Below are 25,955 nucleotides of genomic sequence, written 5' to 3'. Positions count from 1 at the left end.
GAGAAATGATTTATTTAAAGTTCTTCCAGCCATTTAACCCACGCGTCGACACCGTCACCATTCTGAGCAGAAATCTCGATAACTTTCACGCCCGGATTGACCTGTTCGAGGTAGCCACGGAACTTGTCCATGTCGAAGTTCAGGTAGGGAGCCAAATCCATCTTGTTCACCACCACAATCTTCACCGAGCGGAACATGACCGGGTACTTCAACGGCTTGTCCTCGCCCTCCGTGATTGAGAACAGCATAGCTTTCGCGGTTTCACCGACATCGAATTCGGCCGGGCACACCAAGTTGCCCACGTTTTCGATAATGACCAAATCCAGCTGGCTGAGATCCAATTCTTCCAGAGCATGATGCACCATCGGGGCATCCAAGTGACATTCCCCGCCGAAACCGTGACCGGTATTCAACAGCGAAATCTGGGCGCCGTAACCGCCCAAACGCTCGGCATCCAGGGGCGTCTCAATATCGCCTTCAATAATCCCGACCCGCAGTTTGCCCTGCAGCTGCGCCAAAGTGCGCTCTAACAAAGTCGTCTTGCCCGACCCTGGTGAACTCATGAGATTAACGACTTTCACCCCGTGTTCGGCGAAAGATTCCCGGTTGTGCTGGGCTAGGTGGTCATTTTCCGCATAGATGTCTTCCAGAATCTCGATGCGTTCGCGTTCAGTGTCGTATCCCGAGTGATCCCCGATGACTTCCGGGTCGGCCACGTACTCGCCGTGGTCGTGGTGGTGGGGGTGCTCCCCGTGGTCATGTTCGTGTACTGTGCCGTCGTCGTGGCGATGAAAACGTCCCATCTTAGTGATTCCTCTCTGGCGTGACATCTATCGATACCACTCTAAACTCTTCGCCGCTGATTGTCTGGACATCGCGTGAAGAGCACTGGCCGCAACGGAAATCCAGGTACTCGCCCAGCTGCGTTTTCGCCTGGCATTCCCGGCACACGACGACTGCCGGGATTTCCGTGATCTGCAGTTCGGCGGGACCCCGGAGGGTGTTCTTTCGCACCGCGCTCCAGGCAAAACGCAGCGCCTCGGGCACGACCTGACGCAGATGCCCGACTTCTACCTGGACAGACAATACTTCGCGTCCCGCCGCCCCGCGCGCTACCACGCGAGCGAGTTGCTGGGACAGGGCGACTTCGTGCATAGTGTCTCCTCACTAGGTTTTGGGTTCCTCGCGGCGCATTCCACCTTACCGTTTTCCGCTCTGGGACGTGAGAGCTACTAGGCTTAGGGGTGAACCAGATTGAGGACAGGAGGTTAGAGATGCGCCGAGCTTACGAGCTGCGGGGTGTGGTGCAGGGAGTCGGTTTCCGCCCCCACGTTGCGCAGGTCGCCGCCCAGTTCCCCATCACCGGTTTCGTGGGCAATGACGACGAGTCGGTGTTTATCGAGGCCCAAGGCACGCTCGCGGCGGTGGAGGGTTTCATGGAAACCATGCTGGCGACCCTGCCGCCGCTGGCCAGCGTGCTGCGCAACGTGTCCAAGGACATGCCTGAGCAGGAGGACGAAACTGAGTTTCGTATTGTGCCCTCCCGCCGTCGCTCCGGCGCCCGCACCCTGATTCCTCCAGACACCGCCACCTGTCCCGACTGCCAAGCGGAAATGGCTGACCCGACGAACCGACGCTACCTTTACCCCTTCACCACCTGCACAAACTGCGGGCCACGCGCCACCATCATGGTGGACCTCCCTTATGACCGCGACACCACGACCATGGTGAAGTTTCCCATGTGCCCCGCTTGTCACGAGGAATACACGAACCCGACCAACCGGCGCTATCACGCCCAGCCTGTCAGCTGCTACGACTGCGGGCCGGTGCTGTGGGTCAGCCCGGCTGACGCCCCGGACTTGCGCCCGCCCGCGGGGGATCGCCGCCCGTTGATAGCCGCGGCTCTGGACGAAGCCCGCCAGCGGCTGTGTGCCGGGGAAATCCTGGCGGTGAAAGGCATCGGCGGTTTTCACCTCATGTGTGACGCCCGCAACGAAGAGGCGGTCGCGCTGCTGCGGAAACGGAAAAATCGGGGAGATAAGCCGTTTGCGGTCATGGTGGGGGATGCTGCGGCCGCGGCCCGGCTGGCTCAGCTTGATGCGGACCAGCTGCGCACGCTGCAAACTGCTGCTCGGCCCATTGTGATTGCGCCTTTCGGGCCGGAATATGACCTAGCCCCCGCGATTGCTCCCGGGCTGGGGGACGTGGGGATTTTGCTGCCCTACGCGCCGCTGCACCTGGAGTTGTTAAGCGGGAAATGTGCCCAGATGGCGCTGGTGGCGACATCGGGAAACCTGGCGGGAGAACCGCTGTGTTTCACGAACGAGGATGCCGCCGAGCGGCTGGCAGGAATAGTCGATGCGTTCGTGTTTCACGACCGCGACATTCACCTGCCGATGGAGGACTCCGTATTTCTGGCAAACTCGCAGGTCACCATTCCTTCGCGGCGCTCTCGGGGCTACGCGCCGCTGCCGGTGGCGTTGTCGCGGCCGGCTACCGTGCCGACTTTGGCGGTGGGGGGAGAACTAAAAAATACTTTCTGCCTAGCACACGGGAGCTGGGCGCATATTTCGGGACATATCGGCGATATGGGCACTCTCGCCAGCCAGGAGGCGTTCGGACGGGCCGTGACACAAATGCTGAACTTCCAGCGGCAACAACCCGAAAAAATCGTGTGTGACCTGCACCCGAACTATTCCACGGTCAGCTGGGCCGAGCGCTACGCCACCGCTCATGACATCGAACTGGCCCAGGTGCAGCATCACGTCGCCCACGCCTATTCCCTGTTGGCGGAGCATTCCTGGCTCGATCCGGCGGTCGTGGTGGCGGTGGACGGCACCGGCTACGGAACAGACGGCACCATTTGGGGCGGAGAAGTCCTGGACATTAAGGGTTCGCAGTGGCAGCGAAGTGCGCACGTGCCGACTTTCAGCCTGGTCGGTGGCGACCGGGCGGTGCGCTATCCCTGGCGGGTCGCGTTGGGGATTGCCCAGGATTGGGGCCTGGACTGGGTTACGGAGGCAATCAGCGCCGAAATCGGGGCGCGGCAAGGCAAATCAACCGAACTGGAACTGGTGAAAAGCCAGCTGGCCAGCGGTTTCGGGGTGACTGAGACCACCAGTTGCGGACGGCTGTTCGATGCGGCCGCGGCGATTTTAGGGATTCGCACCGAGGTGACCTATGAGGCCCAGGCCGCGATGGAGCTGGAGCGTGTGGCCACCAGCTGGGCGAAAGCCCACCCGGAGGCGGGTTTGCCGCAGGTGGATGGCTACCTGGAGCTTGTCGAGCAGTTGGGCGAGACTGACCGGCCGGTCGGCCAGCGGGCTTGGGCCTTCCATGTGGGCTTGGCGCAGCTGCTGGGGAATCAGGCCCGTGAAGCCGCCGAACAGTCCGACACGAAAACGGTGGGACTGACCGGCGGGGTCGCCCTCAATCGGCTGTTCACCAGGCATTTTGTGGATTTCTTGGAGGAGAGCGGATACCGGGTGCTGACCCACCGCAACGTGCCGCCCAACGATGGGGGCCTCAGCCTGGGGCAAGCGTGGGCGGCGGTTCTCGGAGCGTGCTGAGGGGCGTTTCTGCGGCGCCAACTCTGGTAATCTCGCCGATGCTACCGGGCGAGTGGGGCTTAAAGGGGGAGAATAGCCCGATTGCTGCCAATAATGGCAGCTACCCGGCTATTCTCCCCCTATAAATACAATCCGGGTGTATATATACCGAGATTCTCGCAGGCTTTTTAAGTCAGCAAATCCGCGGCAGCGGGTCGCCGACCAGCATATCTATCATGCGGGTGCCAGAAAACGCGGTTACCATCACGACCGAGGACTCCGGTTTGGCCACGACCCGACCGATATTCGCCGCTTCCTCGCCGCCGGGCAGTTTCCGCAGCGCCGCCACGGCCGCATCGGCCTGGTCAGCCGGAACCACCGCCACAAACATGCCCTCGTTAGCGACATAAATCGGGTCAATCCCCAACATGTCGCATGCGCCACGAGTCATCTCGTGCACCGGCACAGCTTCATCCTCGACGGCGATACCCCAGCCGGTCGCGATCGCCAGCTCATTCAACACCGTTCCCAAGCCGCCGCGGGTCGCGTCACGCATCCAGCGGGTTTCCGGGACGGCCTCCATCAGGGCTTCGACCAGGTGATTAACCGCCCTCGTGTCAGATTCAATAGGAGCCTGAATAGCCAGGTCGCCCCGCGCCATCATGACCGACATACCGTGGTCAGCAATCGCGCCGGACACAATCAAACGGTCCCCGCGCTGCACTTTGCTGGCGCCCAGTTCCCTGCCGGCCGGCACAATCCCGACCCCGGCCGTGTTGATGAACAGTTTGTCGCCGCTACCCTGGGGCACGACCTTGGTGTCGCCGGTGATAATCCGCACTCCCGCCGCCTCGGCGGCGTCGCGCATCGCCTGGACTTCCCGGCGCAAATCCGCGATGGGCAGGCCCTCTTCCAGGATGAAACCGGCGCTGATAACTTTCGGAATAGCCCCGCTGACTGCCAGGTCGTTGACTGTCCCGTTCACCGCCAGTTCCCCGATGGAGCCGCCGGGGAAAACCAGCGGATTGACCACGTAGGAATCGGTAGACATCGCGAGTTTGCCGCCCACCGGGCTTGTGCCCTCCCCGGTCAAACCCGTGAGCAGTTCCGCTAGGGGAAGCACCCCGGCATCGGTCAGTTCCTCGAGCACCTCGTTGCCGTAACCGGAAACGAAAACCTGTTCGACCAGGGCTGCTGAAGCCTTCCCCCCCGCCCCGTGAGAAAGCGTCACATAGTCGTCTTTCAGCTGCATTCCGCGGCGGCGTACCCGCGCGATATTCGAGTTCACTTGCAGTTCATCTTCGTTCAGGCGGTTTTTCGGATCCACACATTGATAATCGCACAAACGACTCACTTTTTTCATCTTTTGGACGGACTGGGGAAATGCAAGTAACCTGGAAAGGTCTATGGAAGGGGAGCAGCCCATGTGTTTAGGAGTGCCTGCCGAAATTGTGGCATTTGACGAGGCGGAAAGCGGACGGGCGAAAGTGTCGCTGTCCGGGGTGGAACGGATGATTTCCACGGATTTGCTGATGGACGAGGACGTCAAGGTCGGCGATTGGGTGCTGGTGCACGTCGGTTTCGCCATGTCCAAGATTGACGCAGCGGAAGCCGCCACCACCCTGGATCAAATTAAGAAACTGGGCCAGTTTGAGAGCGAACTGGAACAGTTTAAGACGACTTCAGCGGATTAGGGCAGCTCACCAGCGCCCGCACGGAAGTCTGTCGAGGAATCTGTCGAGAAGAGAGTAATCACGAGATGAAGTACGTTGACGAATTTCGCGACCCCGAGTTCGCCCGGAAACTGGTAGGGCGCATCAACGCTGAGGCCGCCCATTTTGAACGCCCGCTGGCGTTTATGGAGATTTGCGGCGGCCACACCCACACGATTTACCGCCACGGGTTGGAGCATTTACTGCCGGAAAACGTCCAGTTTATTCACGGTCCCGGCTGTCCGGTCTGCGTTATTCCGATGGGACGGGTGGACGATGCGCTGTGGCTGGCGAATCAGCCAGACGTGATTTTGACGACTTTCGGGGACATGATGCGGGTTCCCGGTTCACAAGGGTCCTTGTTGCAGGCTCGCGCGCGCGGTTGTGATGTGCGGTTCGTGTATTCCCCGTTGGATGCCCTGAAAATCGCCAAAGAAAACCCGGATAAACAGGTTGTTTTCTTTGCTATCGGGTTTGAAACGACCGCGCCTTCCACCGCCGTGACCCTGGTGGCAGCCCAGAAACAACAGGTGCGGAACTTTTCCGTGTTTTCCAACCACGTCAAAATTGAGCCGCCCTTGCGAGCTATTGTCGGGGCTGATGAGACGCGGATTGATGGGTTCATCGGGCCGGGTCACGTGGCGACCGTGGTGGGGTCTGACGCGTTCAAATTCCTGCCCAAGGAATACAACAAACCCGTGGTCGTGACCGGTTTCGAGCCGTTGGATATCTTGCAGTCCGTGGCGATGCTCATCGACCAGTACACCAGCGGGGCGGTAGACCGCGGCGAGGCTCGGGTAGAAAACCAGTATTCCCGAGTCGTGCGCGAAGGCGGGAATCCGGCCGCTTTGCGGTTGCTGGATCGCGTGTTTGCTACCCGCGACACGTTCGAGTGGCGCGGCTTGGGGTGGATGCCGTATTCCGGCATGGGGATTTCTGAGGAGTTTGCCGCCTGGGACGCCGAGCGGCTGTTTGACGTTCCCGGCCAGCGGGTGCCTGACCCGCCGGCCTGCGAATGCGGTTCCGTGTTGACCGGGCGGATTAAACCTTGGGAATGCAAAGTGTTCGGCACCGCATGTTCGCCCGAAAAACCCATCGGGACCTGCATGGTTTCCCCCGAAGGGGCCTGTGCCGCGTTCTATAACTTCGGTCGTATCGACCGGGAAACCGCCCACGCCATCGTGATAGAGGACTAGGGTATCGAGGATTAGGCTCGTGCGCGGCTAGACGTTGAACTTGAACTCGACGGTATGTCGTTGCAAAGTTACTTTGTCGTTAGACTGCAACAATCAGGAAACAGTAATTACATCAGTACACAGAGAACTTATAGGGCGCACGGAAACACTTATAGGTTTTGCGGAAACAATATGGGGTGCACTCTGGACCCCTTTAAAACTCTGAGCCTAGGAGAGATCCGGCCCCTCTGCCCCGGCTCCGTAACTCCTATTGTTTCCGCATAGCCTCGTACAATCCGCATAACCCGCGTGTCGGTGTCCCGCCCCTTCTTCCCCATCGTCGACGGCGCCGACATGGTCCGGTTCGGCCTGCAGACCTCCGGCTCCGACCAGGTAGATGCGCTACTTGATGTCGGCTCCACCACCTTCGGTGGCACCTACGCAGCCGAGCCGGACAAGCTCATTGAGCAGCTCAAAAGCTGACGCCATCGTCATATCCGCCGACACCCTGCTCATCACCATCCCCACCAGGATGGGGGACGTCGACGTGAAGATTTTGGACAACTTCGCCACTCATGCCGCCCCCGCGTTGGGTTGGCAGCCGAACCGCGAAGGACCAGTCATCGCTTCTCCCATCGACTAATTCGTACAGGTCGCAGGACCTTCGCGTGACTTTCAGCTCAGTCCATTTGAAATAGTTCAGCACTCGCTGTATAGTTCAGTACATGCTGACTATTGCTTCACGCCTCGACGTCATGAACCGGCTCGGCCGGGCCATGGCGGATCCGACGCGCTCCAGAATCCTGATGACCCTACTAGACGGCCCGAGCTACCCGGCCGTACTTTCGCGCGACCTGGGCCTAACCCGCTCGAACGTCTCGAACCACCTGACCTGCCTGCGTGACTGCGGCATCGTCGTTGCCGAGCCGGAGGGCCGCAAGACACGCTACGAAATAGCCGATCCGCAGCTCGCGGCAGCGCTCAACGGACTGGTGAACGCGACGTTGGCTGTCGACGAAAACGCCCCGTGCATCGACCCTGAGTGCTTGGTGCCCGGCTGCGACGAGAAAGGAGCGGACGCATGAGTTCAGCATGTGGATGCGAACACGAACCCGCCACGGAGATCGAAGCTCTCGATCGGCCATGGTGGAAGGACCCCGAGTTGCTACTGCCGATCTTCTCCGGCGTAGCCCTCTGCATAGGCCTGGCGCTGGACTGGTCCGACTTGGAGGCGCCCGCGACGGTACTGTATTGGGTTGGCCTGCTGCTAGGGGCGTATACGTTCGCGCCCGGGGCGATCCGGAACCTTGTCACGAAGCGCAAGCTTGGCATTGGCTTGCTGATGACAATCAGCGCGATCGGCGCGGTGATCCTCGGTTACGTCGGAGAGGCCGCGGCGTTAGCGTTCCTGTACTCGATCGCCGAGGCACTGGAAGACAAGGCGATGGACCGGGCCCAGGGCGGACTGCGGGCACTGTTGAAGTTGGTACCGCAGACCGCGACGGTGCTACACGACGGCACAGCGGCCGAGGTCGCAGCGAAGGACCTCGTAGTTGGCGAGCTAATGCTCGTGCGCCCCGGGGAGCGGATCGCCACGGACGGCATCATTCGGTCCGGGCGCTCCAGCCTTGACACCTCAGCGATCACCGGAGAATCCATTCCGGAGGAGGTTGCGCCCGGCGACGAGGTGCCCGCGGGAGCGATCAACTCCGCCGGTGTGCTGGAAGTCCAGACGACCGCAGCTGGAACGGACAACTCGCTGACCACACTCGTCGACCTCGTCGAGCAGGCGCAGGCGGAAAAGGGCGACCGCGCCCGGATCGCCGACCGGATTGCCCAACCCCTAGTGCCCGGGGTGATGATCCTGGCGGTGCTGGTCGGCGTGATCGGCTCGCTGCTGGGCGACCCCGAGACGTGGATCACCCGTGCGCTGGTAGTCCTGGTCGCAGCATCGCCGTGCGCGCTGGCAATCTCCGTGCCGCTGACGGTCGTGGCCGCGATCGGCGCGGCCAGCCAGTTCGGCGTGGTCATCAAGTCTGGCGCGGCGTTCGAGCGGCTCGGCGGCATCCGTCACCTGGCGGTGGACAAGACCGGAACCCTCACCCGCAACCAGCCCGAGGTTACCGGCGTGGTCCCGGCAGACAGGTTTGATCGGGCGCAGGTGCTTACTTTCGCGGCGGCAGTTGAGCAGCAATCGACGCACCCCCTCGCCGCGGCGATCGCGGCAGCGGGGCCCGAAGCGCCCACCGCCTCGGACATCAGTGAGGAAGCTGGGCATGGCATCGGCGGCACCGTCGAAGGCCGACGGGTGCTGGTGGGCAGCCCCCGATGGATCGACGCCGGACCACTGAAAGCGGACGTTGAGCGCATGGAGTACGAGGGCCAGACCTGCGTCCTGGTCACCGTCGATGACGCCCTCGCCGGAGCGATCGGGGTCCGCGACGAGCTGCGGCCCGAGGTGCCCGAAGCCGTGCAGACCCTGCGCGCCAACGACGTGGAAGTGAGCATGCTCACCGGCGACAACACTCGCACCGCCCGGGCGCTGGCTGAAATCGCCGGAATCGACGACGTGCGCGCCGAGCTGCGCCCGGAGGACAAGGCAAGCATCGTAGCCGAACTCTCCTCCAAGACGCCGACGGCGATGATCGGCGACGGCATCAACGACGCGCCGGCACTGGCGGGCGCGACGGTGGGCATAGCGATGGGAGCGACCGGCTCTGACGCCGCGATCGAGTCCGCTGACGTCGCCTTCACCGGCCACGACCTCCGGCTAATCCCGAAGGCGTTGCAGCACGCCCGCCGAGGAAGCAGGATCATCAACCAGAACATCGTGCTATCTCTGGCCATCATCATCGTGTTGATGCCACTGGCGATCAGCGGCGTGCTGGGCCTGGCCGCCGTCGTGTTGGTTCACGAGGTCGCCGAAGTGATCGTGATCTTGAACGGCCTGCGGGCTGCGCAAGCGAAGCGCTGAGGCTGTGACCGGCAAGTCTCATAAGGGTTAAACCACACGCCGAGTGGACACGCCTTGGGCCAGGCACGTCATTCGAGTTCACGGTCCGGCTCCGTGAAATCGGGATCGTACTCGGCGACCTGGCCCTTCTCGGTGCGTGCGGGCACGGGGGTTGTGGGCGAGCCACCACCCGACACGTGCCCCAGCCGGTCAAGGGCCCCCGAGTGCTCCGCGCCCCCAGCGCAGATCGTGGAAGGATCGAACTTCCTCAGGGACCAAGCGTCACTGCGAAACTCTTTTCGTCCCGCAACTTGAATAGTTCAGCGGCCTTGATACTGCGGACATCCATTCGGAGTGCTGCCGAATCTCATCGACACAGCCCGCGACTACCTGGGCAGCGTGTTTGACAAAGGGCCCCACCCCCATCAGCGTCGCCGAGCCCTCGCCGGTCCAGTTGTCGTAACCGACTAGATGCAGATTCTTCACCGCGGTTTCGCGGCCGCGCATGAGGTGGCGGAATAGACCGAGGGCCGAACGAAAATCAGTGCACCAGATTAGGTGGTCGTGGTCCAGCTCGCTCAAGCTATCGCAGATGGGGATGTCCCCGAGATTCGGGCCGGAATCGCTGCCGAGAATCCGGCGGCGGCTGCGTCGGCGAACGAACGGACCGCGCTTCAACCTACCCCCCAATAACGCAAAGCACCATCAACGCCCGGCGTTAGACGTTAAATTTGAACTCCACCACGTCGCCGTCGGCCATCACGTAGTCCTTGCCCTCCTGGCGGACTTTGCCCAGTTCACGAGCCTTATGAATGTCGCCGATTGCCACCAGTTCATCGTAAGAAATCACGTCGGCCTTAATAAAGCCACGTTCAAAATCGGTGTGAATCACGCCGGCCGCTTGCGGGGCGGTGTCGCCCTGATGAATGGTCCAGGCGCGGGATTCTTTCACCCCGGCGGTCAGGAAGGTTTGCAGTCCTAGCGTGTCAAAGCCGACGCGCGCCAACTTGTCCAGGCCGGATTCTTCGATTCCGGCGTCCGCCAGCATCTCTCGGGCGTCCTCGGCGTCGAGCTCCACCAGCTCCGCCTCAAAAGCTCCGTCCAGGAAAATCGCCTCGGCGGGAGCGACTAGGGCAGCTAGTTCGGCCTGTTTCGCTTTGTCTGCCAGACCGTCAGAGTCCATATTAAATACGTAAATAAAGGGCTTTGAGGTCATGAGTTGAAAAGTTTTAACAATGTCGCGGTCCAGGTTTCCCGACGCGATTTCCTTAGAGAGTACCGTGCCAGCGTTGAGGTATTCCTCGCATTTTTCCGCTTCCGCCAGGACTTCTTTCGGCGTTTTCTTGCCGCTGACTTCTTTGCGTAGGCGGGGAATCGTGTTTTCGAGAGTCTGCAGGTCAGCCAGAATCAGCTCGGTAGAAATCGTCTCAATGTCGGAGGCCGGGTCAATTTTGCCCTCAACGTGAACCACGTCAGGATCGGTAAAAGCGCGCGTGACCTGGCAAATCGCGTCGGCTTCGCGAATGTTGGCCAGGAACTTGTTGCCCAAGCCTTCGCCCTGGGAGGCACCCTTGACGATGCCGGCGATGTCTACGAATGACACGGTCGCGGGCACAATCTTTTCCGAGTGGAACATATCTGACAGGACTTGTAGCCGCGGGTCAGGTAGCGGAACCACGCCGACATTGGGGTCAATAGTGGCGAAGGGATAGTTCGCCGCTAGCACGTTCGCCCTGGTGAGGGCATTAAAAATAGTGGATTTGCCGACATTGGGGAGTCCCGCGATACCGATAGTTAAAGCCATGCTTCAATCTTAGTGGGTTTTCCAACCGGCCCTAAACCGGTTAAACCCGGGCGACTTATCCGGTTTTCTGGGGTTGCGTTGCTGAGGGGCGGTCGCTCGGGGGCGCTCGCGAGAGGCGAAAGGGGGAGGGCCCCCTCGCGTTTTGCGCGACAATTGTCGCAAAACGCTCACCCCCCAGCCTCTCGCTGAGTCGCCCCCCAACGCTCCCCTCTCCGCCTGCCTAATTTCCGGTGTGTATTACCTGAATTCAGTGCTATTCAGGTGTGAAACCTTCCTCAGTTTTGGGGCGCACGTGGATTATAAGGGGAGAATAGCCGGGTAGCTGCCAATAATGGCAGCTACCCGGCTATTCTCCATCTTTAGGCACAACCCGGCGAGTATCCCAGTATTCTCTCGCCCGTCTTTTCCCGAGTTTTCCGTATTTACATACATGTTCGCCCAGATACGCGAGGGCGGTGGTGGAGGGGGACCTCGAAGGAGCATATGGGTACTTGCAATCTCTGCGAGATTGCGTTCCCTGGTATGCCACGGGTGTTCGTCGTTTTTCTTAGCGGCTTTGCCGCTTAGAAAAACAGAACGGGAGACCACCGCGACGCAGACTTTGGCAGCGCAAGCTCGCTTGCATTGCCAAAGTCCAGGAAGCGGCACGGAAAGCGCAGCTTTCCAAGTATCTCTGCGACTGAGAGGCATCCCCCGAACGCCACCAGACCTCGCAACCCAGCCCGATGTCATCAGAACGGACCGAGGCGGTTAGCGCAGGGGTTTTGGCAGAGAGAAAGAGGTCGTTTCCTGCGTGGTTTGCACCGTCTGCACCTCGTCGAAACCGCGTTGCGCCAGCCACTCCAACACCTCGGTCACCAGGACTTCCGGCACCGAAGCCCCCGAAGTCACCCCGATGGTACTGGCTGTCGCAAACCAATCCGGATTGAGTTCGTGGGCGCCTTCAACTCGGTAGGCTGCACCGGCTCCAGATTGCAGGGCGACTTCCCGCAGCCGCACTGAGTTCGAAGAATTGGCCGAACCGACAACTACGACAACTTCACATTGGGGCGCCATAGCCTTAACCGCGCCCTGCCGGTTCTGGGTCGCGAAGCAAATATCGTCAGATGGCGGGCTAATCAAACCGGGAAATCTGCGCTGCAGACGCTGTACGGTGGCTGCCGTCTGATCCACCGACAAAGTCGTTTGGGACAGCCAAATCAGCAAGGCATCAGGGTCGGTGCTGAGTCCAGCCAGGGGATCCGCGGCGGTGGGCGGGTCGCCCACCGCGTCGTCCCCGGATTCCTCCCCCGCGGCACTCAACGCCGAGGTATCGACCCAATCCGTGTCAATCACGTGAATCTTGTCGGGGGCAACACCCAAGGTTCCTTCCACTTCCTCGTGACCGGCGTGGCCAATCAAAATAATGTCGTAGCCCTCGTTGGCGTAACGCCGTGCCTCCCGATGCACCTTGGAAACCAGCGGACAGGTGGCGTCAATCACTTCCAGACCGCGTTGCTCGGCTTCAGCATAAACGCTCGGAGCCACCCCGTGAGCTGAGAAAACCACTCGGGAACCCGGGGGGACCTCGGACAATTCATCGACAAAAATCGCCCCGGCGTCAGCCAGCGTGCGCACCACAAATTTGTTGTGCACAATCTCTTTGCGCACGTAGATGGGTTGACCGTAAACTTCGAGTGCGCGCTGCACCGCTGTGACGGCGCGGTCTACCCCGGCGCAGTAGCCTCGCGGCGAGGCCAGCAATACTTTCCCCATCCGTCCTCACTTTCGCACTAGGTTCCCCGGTAGAGTTTTCGGTGACGCACTAGGTCCCCCGGTCAGCAGTCCGGGTGGCGCCCTTTCTCGGGCGGGTGCGCAACTGCCTTGAGTTTAGCGGTTTGCGCCCCGGGGCAAAACTCGAAAATTTTTGCCTCCGGGGTCTGTGTCATGATGGAGTCATGGAAGTGAGAAAACCAGAACCGGCGCAACTGGCGCGAGACACGACCCGGGAAAACCCCTGGCCGCTCAGCCGCCTGAGCGAAAATATGCGCAAATACGTCGACCGGGTCGATCCGACCTGGGTGGAAGCGCAAATCATCGAATACAACCAACGCCCCGGCAACCGGATGTCCTTTTTCGTGGCAAAGGACCTGGAAGCCGATATGTCTATGCAGGTCAAGGCATTTGGTGGGGTGGTGGCTGCGGCCGGCTCGGCGTTGAGCGCCGGGGCGCGGGTGGTGATGCGGGTCAAGCCCGATTTCTACCTGAAAACCGGGGCGCTGGCCCTGATGGCATCGGAGATTCACGCGGCCGGCCTGGGTGGTTTCCTGGAACAGCTGGAACAGCTGAAACAAAAGCTTGCTGCCGAGGGGATTTTTGCCCGAGAACACAAGCAGTCTTTGCCGTTCCTCCCGCGACGGGTCGGGCTTATCTGCGGGCATGCCGCCCGAGCACAGGCCGATGTGATTGAAAACGCGACGCGGCGCTGGCCCCTGGTACAGTTCGAGATTCGCGAGGTAGCGGTGCAAGGGGAACGCTGCGCGGCGGAAGTCAGTGCGGCCATCGCTGAGCTTGACGCCCTCGATGGGGTTGACGTGATTGTCGTCACGCGCGGGGGCGGGGCCCTGGAGGACCTGTTGGGATTCTCCGATGAGAGCGTGGTGAGAGCGGCTTTTGCGGCGCGCACCCCCATCGTTTCCGCCGTTGGCCATGAGGAAGACACCCCGCTGCTGGATTTTGTAGCGGACTTTCGCGCCTCCACCCCTACCGATGCGGGCAAACGGATTGTCCCGGATTTGGCCGCTGAAATTGAGGGGGTGTCAGGGGCACGCTCCCGGATGACGGCGCTCATTTCCAACCGTATAGAGCTGGGCCTGCGTGAACTTGACGCGATTCGCTCCCGGCCGGTCATGCAAAATCCGCTGGCGGCTTTAGACGAGCGGCGCCGGGACATCAACCACGGCTTGGAAATCCTGCGGTCGCGAGTCGCGGCGGTCCTGGCTAATCAGGCACGCGACATAGCGGCGGCGCGGGCAACCTTGCGAGCTATCTCGCCCCAGGCCACTTTGGAACGCGGGTATGCAGTGCTGCGCAAACCCGACCAAACCGTAGTGACAGACGCGGGTGCAGTTCAGAAGGGCGACCTCCTGGAGGCCGTCTTGGCGCGCGGCTCCCTGGTCGCCACCGTTTTTGGCACGAATCCAAACACCGATGAAAGGTAAAGAATCATGAGCGAAAAAAATCCTCAGCAAACCCCGACTGACGCGGCGGGAACAGGCGCGACAGGCAACCAGGATGTCACCGAGATGAGCTACGAGGCGGCTCGCGCCGAACTCATCGAAACCGTGCAGGCCCTGGAAAACGCTGAAGCTCCCTTGGAGGACACCCTGAAACTGTGGGATCGCGGAGAAGCCTTGGCCTCACGCTGCCAGGCTATCCTCGACTCCGCTCAGGAGCGGCTCGCCGAACGCCAAGCCCAATGAACCTGTTTCTGCTGTTTATTGTCATTCTGGTGTTGTGGGGTGCCAGGATTCATCGGCGCGGTGACAATTTCGAGGGTTACCTCGATCACGACCACACGACCCGCATCAACGGTGTCTTTATCCTGATTGTTTTTTATGCCCACATCCGTTCCTACATGCACTATAACCCGGCGTGGGATGGAGTGATGCATCACGTTGCCACGGGGCTCGGTCAGCTGATGGTGGCTTTGTTCCTGTTCTATTCCGGTTACGGAGTGGCATATTCCCTAGCGCACAAGCCCGGCTATGTTCACACTATGCCGCTCAAGCGCGTGGGCGTGACCTGGGTGAACTTCGCTATCGCCCAGGTCTTGTTCATCATCATGAACCTGTCGCTTTCGCGCCCGTTCACCCCGGCTCAGACCGTCTGGGCGTTCCTCGGCTGGAAATCTATCGGCTCTTCCAGCTGGTACATTTTCGCGATTCTGGTGCTCTATGCCCTGACTTGGCTGGCGTTCGTAATCCTAGGCAGCCGCCCGTGGTTGGCTTTCATCCTGAACTGTGTACTGGTGGGAGGCTTCACCGTGTTCATGTGGCACTTCAAAGGTAGCGCCACCTACACCTACAACACGTTGTGTTGCTATCTGCTGGGCATGTGCTACTGCCTGGCCCGCGACCACTTCGAGCGCGTCTACCGTCGCACCGTGGGCTACATCTCCGCGCTACTCGTCACGGTGGCGCTTTTTGTCCTCACCACCAAGCTCGACCACCGGAGCTTCCTGGTGTTCGAACTCGAAGCCATGCTGTTTTGCCTGATAATCGTGCAAATCACGTTGTTCTTACATCTGAATAATCCCGTGCTGCACTGGTTTGGCAAACACCTGTTCTGGGTTTATGTGCTGCAGCGTCTGCCGATGCTGGCGCTGCGGGAACTCGGCATGGCCGATGCCGCTCCCTACGTTTACGCCCTAACGTGCTTCGCGGCGACGGTTGGCTTGGCGTGGCTGATGGCGCGCCTCACCGCTCCGATTGATTCCCAGCTCAGCGCCTGGTCGAAAACCTGGGCGGAATATTGCACCAAACGTGAGGGAAAGCTCAGCCTTGGTAGGGGTGAGCGTCCAGCACCTGAACCTTGATCTTCTTGCCGGTCGGCGCTACGTATTCCACGGTGTCGCCAGTCCGGTGACCAGCCAGCGCTACCCCAAGGGGAGCGTCTGGGGAAAACACTTGAATGTCCATTCCTTTGGCGGCGTCACGCGAACCCAACAGGAAAGTCATCTTTTTCGGTCCGACCTTCGCCTCTACCACGCTGCCCGGTCCGATCGTGCCATCGGCGGCCGCCTCGCCAACCTCGGCGTACTTCAGGATTTCTTGCAACTCCAAGATGCGGGTTTCGTTTTGGGACTGTTCGTCACGAGCCGCGTGATAGCCGCCGTTTTCTTTCAGGTCGCCTTCGCGACGGGCCGCGTCAATCTTCTTGGTGATTTCCGAGCGGATTGGGCCCGTGCGTTCGTCGAGCTCCGCTTGTAGACGGTCAAAAGACGCCTGGGTCATCCAGTTTTTTTTCGCTTCTTCAGCCATAATCGTCTCCTTGAAAGATTAAAAGATTAGCGCCTGCGTCAGGCACAGAAAGCAAGCTTGTTTCAAAAAATCAGCCGCAACGCAAGCGTTCAATACTTTACCAGATATTAAAATCAAGTAAAACGCTAGAAAAATGGAAACAGCCCGGCAAAAGTCCGCTGCCGCGAGGAAACCCGAACCACCGGCCTTGTGAGCCCTAACCGAGAATAGCGAAATAAGCCGCAACGCAGTGACACGCCCAGGCCGCGACAGTCCAAGCGTGGAAAAACTCGTGAAAACCGAAAATCGTAGGATCAGGATTCGGCCACTTCGTGGCATAGATGACCGCCCCGACCGTGTAGGCTAAACCGCCTGCCACCAGCATCCAGAAAGCAGGGAGGGAAGCCGCGTAGAGCTCGGGGAAATACATCAAGGCAACCCAGCCTAAAACCACGTAAAGAATCGTGGTTATCCAGCGGGGGGCGTGTGGCCAAATCAACGAGGTAGCAATCCCCAAAATCGCCCCCACCCAGACTACTGAAAGCAAAATCGTTCTATCGCGCCCTCCCAGCAGACCGAACGAAACCGGCGTGTAGGTGCCGGCAATGAGCAAGAAAATATTGGCGTGATCGAAACGGCGCAAAATCGCGTCCACCGATTGCGGCCACGAACCCATGTGATACACCGCGCTCATCGCAAACAGCACCAGGGAAGACAGCATATAGACAACACAGGCAAACTTCAGGGAACTCGGCGCCAACACCAGCAACACGATAGAAGCCGCCATCGACAGCGGCGTGGCGACCGTGTGAATCCACCCCCGCAGGGCGGGTTTGCGGCGCATCGCTTTCCAATCCCACCGTTGAAAAGTGTAGGGACGCCCGGTGCGAGGATTAACCAGACGCGGCATCAGCGTCCTGCCAGATTTCACACCCATAACATTCCCCCCGCTCGGCTTGCCCCACCCGCACCAGTCAAGACAGGCAAGTTAAGTGTTTTAATGTTTTAAACTGATTATGTGAGCAGCTCCGTAAAAAAGTCAAAGCCTGGAATCCTCTACCGAATTTACGCCAGACGTTTGGCTCGTGAAATTAACCCGGCTGGGGTGCCTCAGCATATCGGCATTATCCTGGACGGAAACCGGCGCTGGGCAAAGGCGGAAGGCGCTCCGGCGACCCGCGGTCACCAGCGCGGAGCCCTGAAAATTACCGAAGTTTTGCAGTGGTGTGAGGAATGGCCCGTCAAAGTCGTTACCTTGTGGATGCTTTCGATTGACAACCTGGGTCGGAAAGCCGCGGAGCTCAAGCCCCTGCAAGACGTCATCGGCCATACCGTGCGAGGTTTGCAAGCCTCGGGCCGCTACCATTTGCGGGTGTTGGGCGACACGTCCCTGCTGGACCCGGGCCTGGCCGCAATCCTGCACGCGGCGGATGGAACCGGGCCGGAAAACGCGCTGGTGGTGAATATCGCGGTCGCCTATGGGGGACGTCAGGAAATCGTCAACGCCGTGCGGGAATACCTCAACGAAGCAGCTCAAAAAGGCGAAACCCTGGCGGATTTGACTGACCAAATCCGTTTGGAGGACATTGAAGCGCACCTGTACACCAAGGGTCAGCCGGACCCTGACCTGGTGATTCGCACTTCGGGGGAGCAGCGTCTCAGCGGATTTTTGCTGTGGCAAAGCGCGAATTCGGAGTTCTATTTTTGTGAAACGTATTGGCCGAGCTTCCGCAAGGTCGACTTCCTGCGTGCCCTGCGCGACTACGGAAATCGGGAACGCCGCTTGGGAAAGTGAGTCGCGCCGCTCCCGCCCCGACAAATTGCAAATGTAAGAACCTTGTAAAGGCGGCGCTTTAGCACGCTCGAACCCCGTGCTATTGATAGGGTCAAGACATGGCTACCCCCGCGCGCACCTATGTGCTTGATACGTCCGTGTTGTTGTCCGATCCGAAGGCCTTGCTGAAGTTTGCCGAACACCAGGTGGTTTTGCCGGTGGTGGTCATCACCGAGCTAGAGAAAAAGCGCCACGATCCGGAGTTGGGATATTTTGCCCGTAAAGCGCTGCACCTGCTCGACGATTTGCGGATCGCCAACGGTCGGCTCGATCAGCCGGTTCCGGTCGGTTCACAAGGGGGGACCGTGCGGGTGGAGCTGAACTCTATCGACGACTCGGTGCTCCCCTCCGGGATGCGCCTGGGTGACAATGACACGAAGATTCTGGCGGTCGCCGCCAACCTGGCGAAAACCGGGGCGGACGTGACGGTCGTGTCCAAAGACCTGCCGATGCGGGTCAAAGCTTCCTCTATCGGCTTGGACGCCGATGTGTACCGTAACCCGCTGTCGAGTGCGGACACCTATCGCGGGGTCATTCGCGGCGAGATGAGCGAACAGGACATGTCTCGGCTCTATCAGGACGGCGCGGTGGAGTTCGACACGATTGTGCTGACAAACGACCCGGGGGATGAAGAAAACGATGTCGCGACTTATAGCAGCGACCCAACGAGCCTGGTGAACGAGGAAGACAACAGCGTCGACTTTGAAGAACCCGAAATCCCCTCGCTGGAGGACCAACCCATCCATACCGGAATTATTTTGAGTTCCCCGCGAGGCTCCGCCCTGGCTACCATCTGGGGCGACAATCAGGTACATCTGGTGCGTACGGATCGGGAACTGTTCGGCGTGAAAGGGCGTTCCGCCGAGCAACGTATCGCGATGGATCACCTGGTCAACCCGGAAATTGGGATTGTGTCCCTGGGAGGGCGGGCCGGCACCGGCAAGTCTGCCCTGGCTTTGGCGGCCGGGTTGGACGCGGTGGTGGAACGTCACGAGCACCGCAAGATTGTCGTGTTCCGTCCCATTTACGCGGTCGGGGGGCAGAGCTTGGGCTACTTGCCGGGCAGCGGTGAAGAAAAAATGGATCCGTGGGCGCAAGCCGTGTTCGACACTTTATCTTCGATTGTGGCTCCCGAAGTTGTTGACGAGGTGGTGGCGCGCGGCCTGCTGGAGGTGCTGCCGCTGACCCACATTCGCGGCCGTTCCTTGCATGATGCGTTCGTGATTGTTGATGAAGCGCAGTCCTTGGAGCGCAACGTGTTGCTGACGGTGCTGTCGCGGATGGGTCAGAACGCCAAAATTGTGCTGACTCACGACGTTTCACAGCGCGACAACCTGCGGGTCGGACGTTATGACGGTATCGCCGCGGTTATCGAGGATTTGAAAGGCTCGTCCCTGTTCGCCCACACGACCCTGATTCGTTCGGAACGCAGCGCCATCGCGGATTTGGTCACGAGCCTGCTCGATTACTGAGTCGCCGCGCTAAAATCGTCCCTCACGAGCCGCTCTCTTGGGCGGCGCTGCCCCAGGCAGACTTAGGCACGCCAAAGGGGACAAATCTGGTTGATTTTGGGCGGTTTCGGGTGTTGATACCGCAGAAATTCGCCCCTGAATGCTAGTTTGATACCCGTGCGTGATGACGAAAACCCGCAAGATCTCCCGTTTCCTCCGGAGGCACAATCGTTGCTGATGCGTTCAGCCATCGCTGCCGCGCTCGCGTCCAAACGCCTAGCGGAGGAAAAGGGCGTGTTCCGGCTGACTCCCTCTGAATGGGCCGAACTGGAGGCGTCTTCGCGTCCCTGATTCCCCGCCGTTATCTCTGAGCCATGAGCCGAGAGGTCAAAGGCTCCGATGATTTGCTAGACTGACTCTGCGCGTGCCGCGCAATCCCGATTTCCAAAGGACGACGAAAAGAACAATGCCTGCGATAGTAGTTTTGGGAGCCCAGTGGGGCGACGAAGGTAAAGGAAAAGCAACTGATCAGCTGGCCAAAGACGTGGATTTTGCGGTCAAATACAATGGTGGCAACAATGCTGGTCACACCGTGGTGGTCAATGGTGAAAAGTTTGCTCTGCACCTGCTGCCTACCGGCATCCTGTCCCCGCGCGTGACCCCGGTCATCGGCAACGGCACCGTCATCGACCCGAAAGTTTTGTTCCAGGAAATCGACGACTTGGAAAAACGAGGCGTGCCCTGCGAACGACTGCTCATCTCCAGCCGCGCCCACGTCATCACGCCTTTCGCCATCGCCATAGACCGTTCTTCTGAACAGTACCGTGGCCATCGCAAGATTGGCACCACCGGCCGCGGGATTGGCCCGACCTACGCCGAAAAAATGTATCGGATCGGAATCCAAGTTCAGGACCTGTTCGACCCCGAAATTTTGGGCGAAAAAGTCACCGTCATGTCCGACCTTGTCAAGAGTCTCTCCCAGGGCTGGTCCCATGCCGAACCTATCGACCCCATCGAAGTCACCCAGGAACTGCTGTCCTACTCGGAGCGGCTGCGCCCCATGGTGGCGAATACCTCCCTGGTGCTGAACAACGCGCTGGACGAAAAGCGGGTGGTGCTGTTCGAGGGCGGTCAGGCAACCATGCTGGACATCGACCACGGCACCTACCCCTACGTCACTTCGTCGAACTGCACCGCGGGAGGAGCCTGCACCGGTACCGGTATCGGCCCGACCCGCATCGACCGAGTGGTCGGGGTTATGAAAGCCTACACGACCCGCGTGGGCGAAGGGCCCTTCCCGACCGAACTGACCGATGCAACTGGTGAACAGCTGCGGAAACTCGGTTCAGAATACGGGGCGACGACGGGACGTCCGCGCCGTACCGGCTGGTTTGACGCGGTGGTAGTGCGTTACGCCGTGCGCGTCAACGGCCTGACCGACCTGGTGATGACGAAACTGGACGTTATGTCCGAGTTTGAAAAAATCCCGGTCTGCGTGGGCTACGAGACCCCGCGCGGACGTACCGACCAGATGCCCGACTATTCGGTCGATTTCGCCGCGTCCCGCCCGATTTACGAAGAAGTCCCCGGCTGGAAAGGCGAGGATATCAGCGGCATTACCGACTTCCGGAAGCTCCCCAAGGCGGCCCAGAACTACGTCGCTTACCTGGAGGAAAAGGTCGGTTGCCGCATCTCCGTCATCGGTACGGGGGCTTCGCGTGAAGACGCCATCGTGCGTTACACCCTCATCTAAGTTCGTTTCGGTTTCCTTTTCCGCTTTCGCCTGCACAAGCGCGCTGGTGAGCGGTACTTTCGGTCTGGCGTTTTCGGGGGCGACGGTTCGCTTTGGGGAACCCGCGGTGCCGCAGTTCACAGCTTTACTGACTTTCCGAATGTCGAAAAGTTGCAAAAATTCACCTCGGGGTAGGACTTAACTCCCTGCACAATGTTCGAAAATGCGCGATAATTGCCGTGTAAGAGAAACATTCTATGTAGGAGGCCCTTTATGGCTGTTACTGAAACCGATGTCCGCGCTGCAGCTCCCGCAAATGCTCCTGAAGAGGTAGTTAAGTGGGTTGCTAAGGTCGCGGCAATGACGACTCCGGAATCTATTGAGTTCTGCGACGGTTCCCAAGAGGAATGGGACCGTTTGTCGCAACTGCTGGTTGATGCCGGAATCTTTACCCGTTTGAACCCTGAGAAGCGCCCGAACTCGTTCTTGGCGCGCTCGCTGCCGTCTGATGTGGCGCGTGTGGAATCCCGCACCTTCATCTGCTGTGAAAAGGAAGAGGACGCTGGCCCCACGAACCACTGGGCAGACCCCAAGGAAATGAAGGAAACCCTGATTGGGGAAAATGGCGTGTTCCAGGGCGCGATGAAGGGTCGCACCATGTACGTGGTGCCGTTCTCGATGGGTCCGCTGGGCGGCCCGATTTCCCAGCTGGGCATTGAGCTGACCGACTCCGCTTACGTGGTGTTGAACATGCGCATCATGACGCGCATGGGTGCCAAGGCGATGGACCTGATTAACTCGGGCAAGCCGTGGGTGCCGGCGGTTCACTCCGTGGGCGCTCCCCTCGAGCCGGGCCAGAAAGATACGAACTGGCCGTGCAACGAAACCAAGTACATCACCCACTTCCCCGAGACCAACGAGATTTGGTCCTACGGTTCGGGTTACGGCGGCAACGCCCTGCTGGGCAAGAAGTGCTTCGCGCTGCGTATCGCTTCCACCATGGCGCGCCGCGACGGCTGGATGGCCGAGCACATGCTGATTTTGCGTCTGACGGACGAAAAGACCGGCAAGCGCTACCACGTGACGGCGGCTTTCCCGTCGGCCTGCGGCAAGACGAACCTCGCCATGTTGCAGCCCACCATCAAGGGCTACAAGGTCGAAACCATCGGAGACGACATCGCCTGGATGCGTCCCGGCCCGGACGGCACTTTGCGCGCCATCAACCCGGAGGCGGGCTTCTTTGGTGTGGCTCCCGGCACGTCTTATGACACCAACCCGATGGCCATGGAGTCCATGAAGGAAAACACCATCTTCACCAACGTCGCCTTGACTGATGACGGCGATGTGTGGTGGGAAGGCATTGACGGGCCGACCCCGAGCCACCTCATTGACTGGCACGGCAAGGACTGGACGCCGGATTCTGGCGAAAAGGCGGCTCACCCGAACAGCCGTTTCACCGCCCCGGCCGCGCAGTGCCCGATTATCTGCCCCGACTGGGAAGCTCCCGAGGGCGTGCCGATTGACGCCGTGCTGTTCGGCGGCCGCCGTGCCTCGAACGTGCCGCTGGTGACCGAGCAAAAGAACCCGGCTCACGGCGTGTTCATTGGTGCGAACGTGTCCTCCGAACAGACCGCTGCCGCGGAAGGCGCGGTTGGCTCGCTGCGTCATGATCCCTTCGCGATGCTGCCGTTCTGCGGCTACAACATGGCGGACTACTGGGGTCACTGGCTAGAGATGCAAGAGAAGCTGGGCGACAAGTTCCCGCGTGTCTACCACGTCAACTGGTTCCGCAAGACGCCTGACGGCAAGTTCATGTGGCCCGGCTACGGCGAGAACTCCCGCGTGCTCGACTGGGTAGTCAAGCGCGTGTCCGGCCAGGTTGACGCCATTGACGGCCCGACCGGTGAGTACCCGAAGTTCGAGGACTTCAACCTGGAGGGCTTGGACATCGACAAGGCCGCCTGGGATGCCCTGTTTGAGATTAACCCCGAGGCTTGGCTGGTTGAGACCGAAGATACCGAAAAGTACTTCGCTCAGTTCGGTGACAAGCTCCCGGCTCAACTTAAGGCAGAGCTGGAAGGCTTGCGTGAGCGCCTCAAGGCAGCCAAGTAGTTAGTGCTCATGGGGCACTGACCCATTAATATTTTGGCGGGCAGTCACCATTCGGTGACTGCCCGCCTTTATAGAATTATTTATGGTTATAACTTATCAATACGATAAGCAATTTCGATCTTCGCGTCGTCTGACGGTTCAATGCTCACCACGCTATTGTCGGCCTCGTCAATCGAGAGTGTGACATTTTCTGAAGTCACGCCATCGGAGCAAACCATATCCGAAATAGATTCCGTTTGGTCACCAACCGTAAACGATGCGTTCAGAGTGCCTTGCCCGATGCAAAAAACTTGGAACCGGTAGGTTCCTTTCTCCCACTTGGACTTATCTTCATCTCTGATATTCATAATGGTCTTTTGTTTCTTGGCATCAAGTTGATAGCTCGGTTTCGGACCAGATGTAGTCCTAACTGACCCTTCCTCGACATCAGCATTTACCGCGTCGGTAATAGCTTTCACTTGCGCCGTCGGCAAGATATGTCCTGTGCTTTCAGGAGTACTCTCAGGCGTATCAGTGGCAGCATTTTCAGTTGCCGGTGAACAAGCCGCAACGCCCAGCATAGCTAAAGCCAGCGCGGTGCCCGCACAGCTGCGGTGAAGTGTCCGGTATTGTTTGTTCATTGCGCGTATCCTTTCTGAAGTCGAAATATTCTGCCATTGCCCCTCATCGGAGCAATAAAAAAATCGTAATTTAGTGAGGATACGATCGTCAAGACTTAGCAAAGAAATGTTAAGTAAGAATTAGTAAACCGTGAGTTTGGCGTTGCCGTCCGACCAGGAAACCACCACGTCGTAGCCGGACAGTTTGAAAATCTTGGAGCGAACTACCAAGCGGAACGCAAGCCCTTGGTCAGCAGGGGTAACCCGACTGATAGACAGGCGGTTCGTGGTGGTGTCTTCAAAATGCCCGTCGTCGAAGATTCGCTGCCAGATTCCGGCGCGTTTCACCTGCCACTCATAGGTCGTGTCGAATAGGGAGCCGTCAGGATCCATGATGGGTGACGCCTCAAACGAGACACGCGACCCCACCGGGGCTTTTGCGCTGGTCGGCATATTCTTTAGCCCCTGCACCGCCACCCGCACCGGTTCAGAAGTGGCGGTTCCTTCCGAAGAGGTCGCCATCAGGCGATATTCGGTGTTCTTGGATCGGTTCCAAGTCCAGATACCATCGGGAGTGAAAGTTTCCTGGGTCGCATCGGGGATATCCCTCCAGGCTCCGGCATGGTCGCGTTCTTGCCACTGATATTTCGGCACCGGCCAAGCCGAGACTTGCATCCTAATCGGGTTGACAAGCTTGTATCCCACACCGGTGAGGGGTTGTTCCATCAGCTGAATCTGAGGCGCGGTTTTCTCCAGGGGGGTCAGCGGGTCAAACAGCGCCACCTGATATTCATAGGTGCTCTTCGGCGCGTTTTTCACCCCGTCAATCTTGACTTTGTACACCAGGTTTTCCTGGCCGACAGGCTTTCGTTCAATCGTGGGGAACTTCATCAGCAGGGTGGAGTAGTCCGCGATGGCACGAGGCGTGAACGTGACCCCCTTTTCGCCGGGGTGAATGGTGGTGAGCGGAACCGGGTGCCCGGTCGGGTCAATAATGCTGGCTTTCGCGGAGGAAAGGTCCGCGTTCAGTACCGAGAAACTCCAACGTTCCAGATCCATCCCCGAGTTGGTTTCCCCAACCGAGGTCAGCAGCTGTTTGGGAAAGAACCCGGCCGATGGCCAGCTCATCCATTCCGGGGAGGGGGCTTGGGGATTATGCATGGCTTCGGCGGGCAGCCCCGGATAGGGTTCACCGGTGCGAACCGAGATAGCGGTATAGCCTGCCACGGCCCCGATAGAAGTCAGGGACAACTGCGGATCCATCATAAACAGGCGGTGCCCGAGCTGGTCATTGGTGGGGTTGGATTGGCTGGAATAATCCATGTAGTACCATAGGGCAGTTTCTGCAGAAGTTTGTGAGATGGATTGGGCGAGGTTGGAATGTCTTGCCCCGCGCACCGCATCATCGGTAGCACAAGCAAACCCCTCTACCGCCGGATAGTGTGACAGTTTGCCGTTGCGGGCGCTGACCATTGCGGCGGCTTGAGTGTAGGGAGCGATTGCTCCCGAAGTGTCCAAGGTGACGGCGTTTAAGCCGTTGAGACCGCGCATAAAATTCCAGGCCTCCATAATGGGAAGAATCCCGTCCGTTACGGCTTGACCGGGGTCGCATTTTTCCAGGTCCACCCCGACACTCATGGCGGGACGAATCATGTTTTTTTCGTAATGTGCCAGGTAGGCACGGCGAACTTCAGATTTAGAAGTCGTGTCGATAAAGTTGTCGTCCGGTGGCGCCGGCTGGTGCAGTTCGGCGGAGTGGACTCGGTCGGGGGTTTTTGCCGCACCGAATTTGCTGCCATGCCCGCTAGCGGGAACTTCCAGCACACATGCCACGAGGATACCGACGATGGAGACGAATGCCAGTGCTGGCGTCAGTTTAGTGTCTAACGCACGGCGCATCGTTCAGCCCTCCCCTCGCAAAACGGCAACGCCCCGGCCTCCTTCCAATCTGACAAAGACCAGGTGAATTGGGCGCACTTTCCCTCTTTAATCGTATCGACCTTTATGAGTCGTGAATGAGAATTATATATCGCGA

The 25,955-nt window shown here is 59.5% G+C and carries 25 protein-coding genes; 15 read left to right on the top strand and 10 right to left on the bottom strand.

From position 1 onward, the window contains the following. Positions 1–14: 14 nt before the first annotated feature. Entirely contained in the window at positions 15–803 is a 789-nt protein-coding gene (gene hypB, locus RQ935_RS04810; RefSeq protein WP_311497437.1) for a hydrogenase nickel incorporation protein HypB, read from the bottom strand. 1 nt (position 804) lies between these two features. After that, positions 805–1,155, bottom strand: coding sequence for a hydrogenase maturation nickel metallochaperone HypA (locus RQ935_RS04805; RefSeq protein ID WP_299296853.1), 351 nt, complete (start codon positions 1,153–1,155; stop codon positions 805–807). 89 nt (positions 1,156–1,244) lie between these two features. Between RQ935_RS04805 and hypF the strand changes: the two genes are divergently transcribed. Then, entirely contained in the window at positions 1,245–3,569 is a 2,325-nt protein-coding gene (hypF, locus tag RQ935_RS04800) for a carbamoyltransferase HypF (protein WP_311497436.1), read from the top strand. A gap of 172 nt (positions 3,570–3,741) precedes the next feature. Here hypF and hypE read toward each other — a convergent pair whose 3' ends face one another. Then, complete coding sequence (hypE, locus tag RQ935_RS04795; RefSeq protein ID WP_311497435.1) at positions 3,742–4,902, bottom strand: hydrogenase expression/formation protein HypE; 1,161 nt, start codon at positions 4,900–4,902, stop codon at positions 3,742–3,744. Between the two features lie 70 nt (positions 4,903–4,972). Between hypE and RQ935_RS04790 the strand changes: the two genes are divergently transcribed. From RQ935_RS04790 to RQ935_RS04765, 6 genes are all read left to right on the top strand, one after another. Further along, entirely contained in the window at positions 4,973–5,242 is a 270-nt protein-coding gene (locus RQ935_RS04790) for a HypC/HybG/HupF family hydrogenase formation chaperone (protein ID WP_282922534.1), read from the top strand. Between the two features lie 65 nt (positions 5,243–5,307). After that, positions 5,308–6,456 carry a hydrogenase formation protein HypD gene (gene hypD / locus RQ935_RS04785; protein ID WP_311497434.1) on the top strand — a complete coding sequence of 383 codons (1,149 nt, stop codon included), beginning with the start codon at positions 5,308–5,310 and terminating at the stop codon, positions 6,454–6,456. 288 nt (positions 6,457–6,744) lie between these two features. Continuing rightward, complete coding sequence (locus tag RQ935_RS04780; protein ID WP_299296844.1) at positions 6,745–6,918, top strand: hypothetical protein; 174 nt, start codon at positions 6,745–6,747, stop codon at positions 6,916–6,918. Then, complete coding sequence (locus tag RQ935_RS04775; protein ID WP_299296842.1) at positions 6,899–7,078, top strand: hypothetical protein; 180 nt, start codon at positions 6,899–6,901, stop codon at positions 7,076–7,078. Before RQ935_RS04780 ends, RQ935_RS04775 begins: the two co-directional genes overlap by 20 nt. An 82-nt stretch (positions 7,079–7,160) precedes the next feature. Next, positions 7,161–7,520, top strand: coding sequence for a helix-turn-helix transcriptional regulator (locus RQ935_RS04770; RefSeq protein WP_299296839.1), 360 nt, complete (start codon positions 7,161–7,163; stop codon positions 7,518–7,520). Then, positions 7,517–9,409 carry a cation-translocating P-type ATPase gene (locus RQ935_RS04765; protein ID WP_311497433.1) on the top strand — a complete coding sequence of 631 codons (1,893 nt, stop codon included), beginning with the start codon at positions 7,517–7,519 and terminating at the stop codon, positions 9,407–9,409. Before RQ935_RS04770 ends, RQ935_RS04765 begins: the two co-directional genes overlap by 4 nt. 261 nt (positions 9,410–9,670) lie before the next feature. On the opposite strand, the gene RQ935_RS04760 is transcribed toward RQ935_RS04765, so the two are convergent. From RQ935_RS04760 to ispH, 3 genes are all read right to left on the bottom strand, one after another. Further along, entirely contained in the window at positions 9,671–10,066 is a 396-nt protein-coding gene (locus RQ935_RS04760) for a hypothetical protein (RefSeq protein ID WP_311497432.1), read from the bottom strand. A 40-nt stretch (positions 10,067–10,106) separates the two neighbouring features. Beyond that, positions 10,107–11,192 carry a redox-regulated ATPase YchF gene (gene ychF / locus RQ935_RS04755; protein WP_311497431.1) on the bottom strand — a complete coding sequence of 362 codons (1,086 nt, stop codon included), beginning with the start codon at positions 11,190–11,192 and terminating at the stop codon, positions 10,107–10,109. Between the two features lie 750 nt (positions 11,193–11,942). Continuing rightward, positions 11,943–12,947, bottom strand: coding sequence for a 4-hydroxy-3-methylbut-2-enyl diphosphate reductase (gene ispH, locus RQ935_RS04750; protein WP_311497430.1), 1,005 nt, complete (start codon positions 12,945–12,947; stop codon positions 11,943–11,945). Between the two features lie 182 nt (positions 12,948–13,129). Between ispH and xseA the strand changes: the two genes are divergently transcribed. The 3 genes from xseA to RQ935_RS04735 are packed head-to-tail and all read left to right on the top strand — an operon-like array spanning position 13,130 to position 15,768. Next, positions 13,130–14,392, top strand: coding sequence for an exodeoxyribonuclease VII large subunit (gene xseA, locus RQ935_RS04745; RefSeq protein ID WP_311497429.1), 1,263 nt, complete (start codon positions 13,130–13,132; stop codon positions 14,390–14,392). A gap of 6 nt (positions 14,393–14,398) precedes the next feature. Continuing rightward, the gene (locus RQ935_RS04740) at positions 14,399–14,653 is read left to right on the top strand and encodes an exodeoxyribonuclease VII small subunit (protein ID WP_299296827.1); all 255 of its coding nucleotides are present in this window, start codon (positions 14,399–14,401) and stop codon (positions 14,651–14,653) included. After that, complete coding sequence (locus RQ935_RS04735; RefSeq protein WP_311497428.1) at positions 14,650–15,768, top strand: acyltransferase family protein; 1,119 nt, start codon at positions 14,650–14,652, stop codon at positions 15,766–15,768. The genes RQ935_RS04740 and RQ935_RS04735 overlap by 4 nt, the downstream gene beginning before the upstream one ends. Here RQ935_RS04735 and greA read toward each other — a convergent pair. Both greA and RQ935_RS04725 read right to left on the bottom strand, forming a co-directional pair. Beyond that, positions 15,728–16,213 carry a transcription elongation factor GreA gene (gene greA / locus RQ935_RS04730; protein WP_311497427.1) on the bottom strand — a complete coding sequence of 162 codons (486 nt, stop codon included), beginning with the start codon at positions 16,211–16,213 and terminating at the stop codon, positions 15,728–15,730. The genes RQ935_RS04735 and greA overlap by 41 nt on opposite strands. A 196-nt stretch (positions 16,214–16,409) precedes the next feature. Continuing rightward, a complete protein-coding gene (locus RQ935_RS04725) occupies positions 16,410–17,102 on the bottom strand; it encodes a hemolysin III family protein (RefSeq protein WP_299296893.1) in 693 nt (230 codons plus the stop codon). Between the two features lie 108 nt (positions 17,103–17,210). Here RQ935_RS04725 and uppS point away from each other — a divergent pair, with 108 nt between their 5' ends. From uppS to RQ935_RS04700, 5 genes are all read left to right on the top strand, one after another. Continuing rightward, positions 17,211–17,987 carry a polyprenyl diphosphate synthase gene (gene uppS / locus RQ935_RS04720; protein WP_311497426.1) on the top strand — a complete coding sequence of 259 codons (777 nt, stop codon included), beginning with the start codon at positions 17,211–17,213 and terminating at the stop codon, positions 17,985–17,987. Between the two features lie 98 nt (positions 17,988–18,085). Beyond that, positions 18,086–19,498 (top strand): PhoH family protein, encoded by a 1,413-nt coding sequence (locus RQ935_RS04715; protein ID WP_311497425.1) that lies wholly within the window; start codon positions 18,086–18,088, stop codon positions 19,496–19,498. A 156-nt stretch (positions 19,499–19,654) separates the two neighbouring features. After that, entirely contained in the window at positions 19,655–19,828 is a 174-nt protein-coding gene (locus RQ935_RS04710) for a cutinase (RefSeq protein ID WP_299296816.1), read from the top strand. A 115-nt stretch (positions 19,829–19,943) separates the two neighbouring features. Continuing rightward, the gene (locus RQ935_RS04705) at positions 19,944–21,230 is read left to right on the top strand and encodes an adenylosuccinate synthase (RefSeq protein WP_311497424.1); all 1,287 of its coding nucleotides are present in this window, start codon (positions 19,944–19,946) and stop codon (positions 21,228–21,230) included. Between the two features lie 252 nt (positions 21,231–21,482). Next, positions 21,483–23,321 carry a phosphoenolpyruvate carboxykinase (GTP) gene (locus RQ935_RS04700; RefSeq protein ID WP_311497423.1) on the top strand — a complete coding sequence of 613 codons (1,839 nt, stop codon included), beginning with the start codon at positions 21,483–21,485 and terminating at the stop codon, positions 23,319–23,321. 86 nt (positions 23,322–23,407) lie between these two features. Here RQ935_RS04700 and RQ935_RS04695 read toward each other — a convergent pair whose 3' ends face one another. Both RQ935_RS04695 and RQ935_RS04690 read right to left on the bottom strand, forming a co-directional pair. Beyond that, positions 23,408–23,941 (bottom strand): hypothetical protein, encoded by a 534-nt coding sequence (locus tag RQ935_RS04695; RefSeq protein WP_311497422.1) that lies wholly within the window; start codon positions 23,939–23,941, stop codon positions 23,408–23,410. A 120-nt stretch (positions 23,942–24,061) separates the two neighbouring features. Next, a complete protein-coding gene (locus RQ935_RS04690) occupies positions 24,062–25,819 on the bottom strand; it encodes a CAP domain-containing protein (protein ID WP_311497421.1) in 1,758 nt (585 codons plus the stop codon). Between the last annotated feature and the right edge of the window lie 136 nt (positions 25,820–25,955).

The sequence above is a fragment of the uncultured Mobiluncus sp. genome, assembly GCF_963511525.1.
Classification (GTDB): Bacteria; Actinomycetota; Actinomycetes; order Actinomycetales; family Actinomycetaceae; genus Mobiluncus.
Note: the sequence above shows the minus strand (reverse complement) of the source record. Positions and strands in the feature narration are given on the sequence as shown.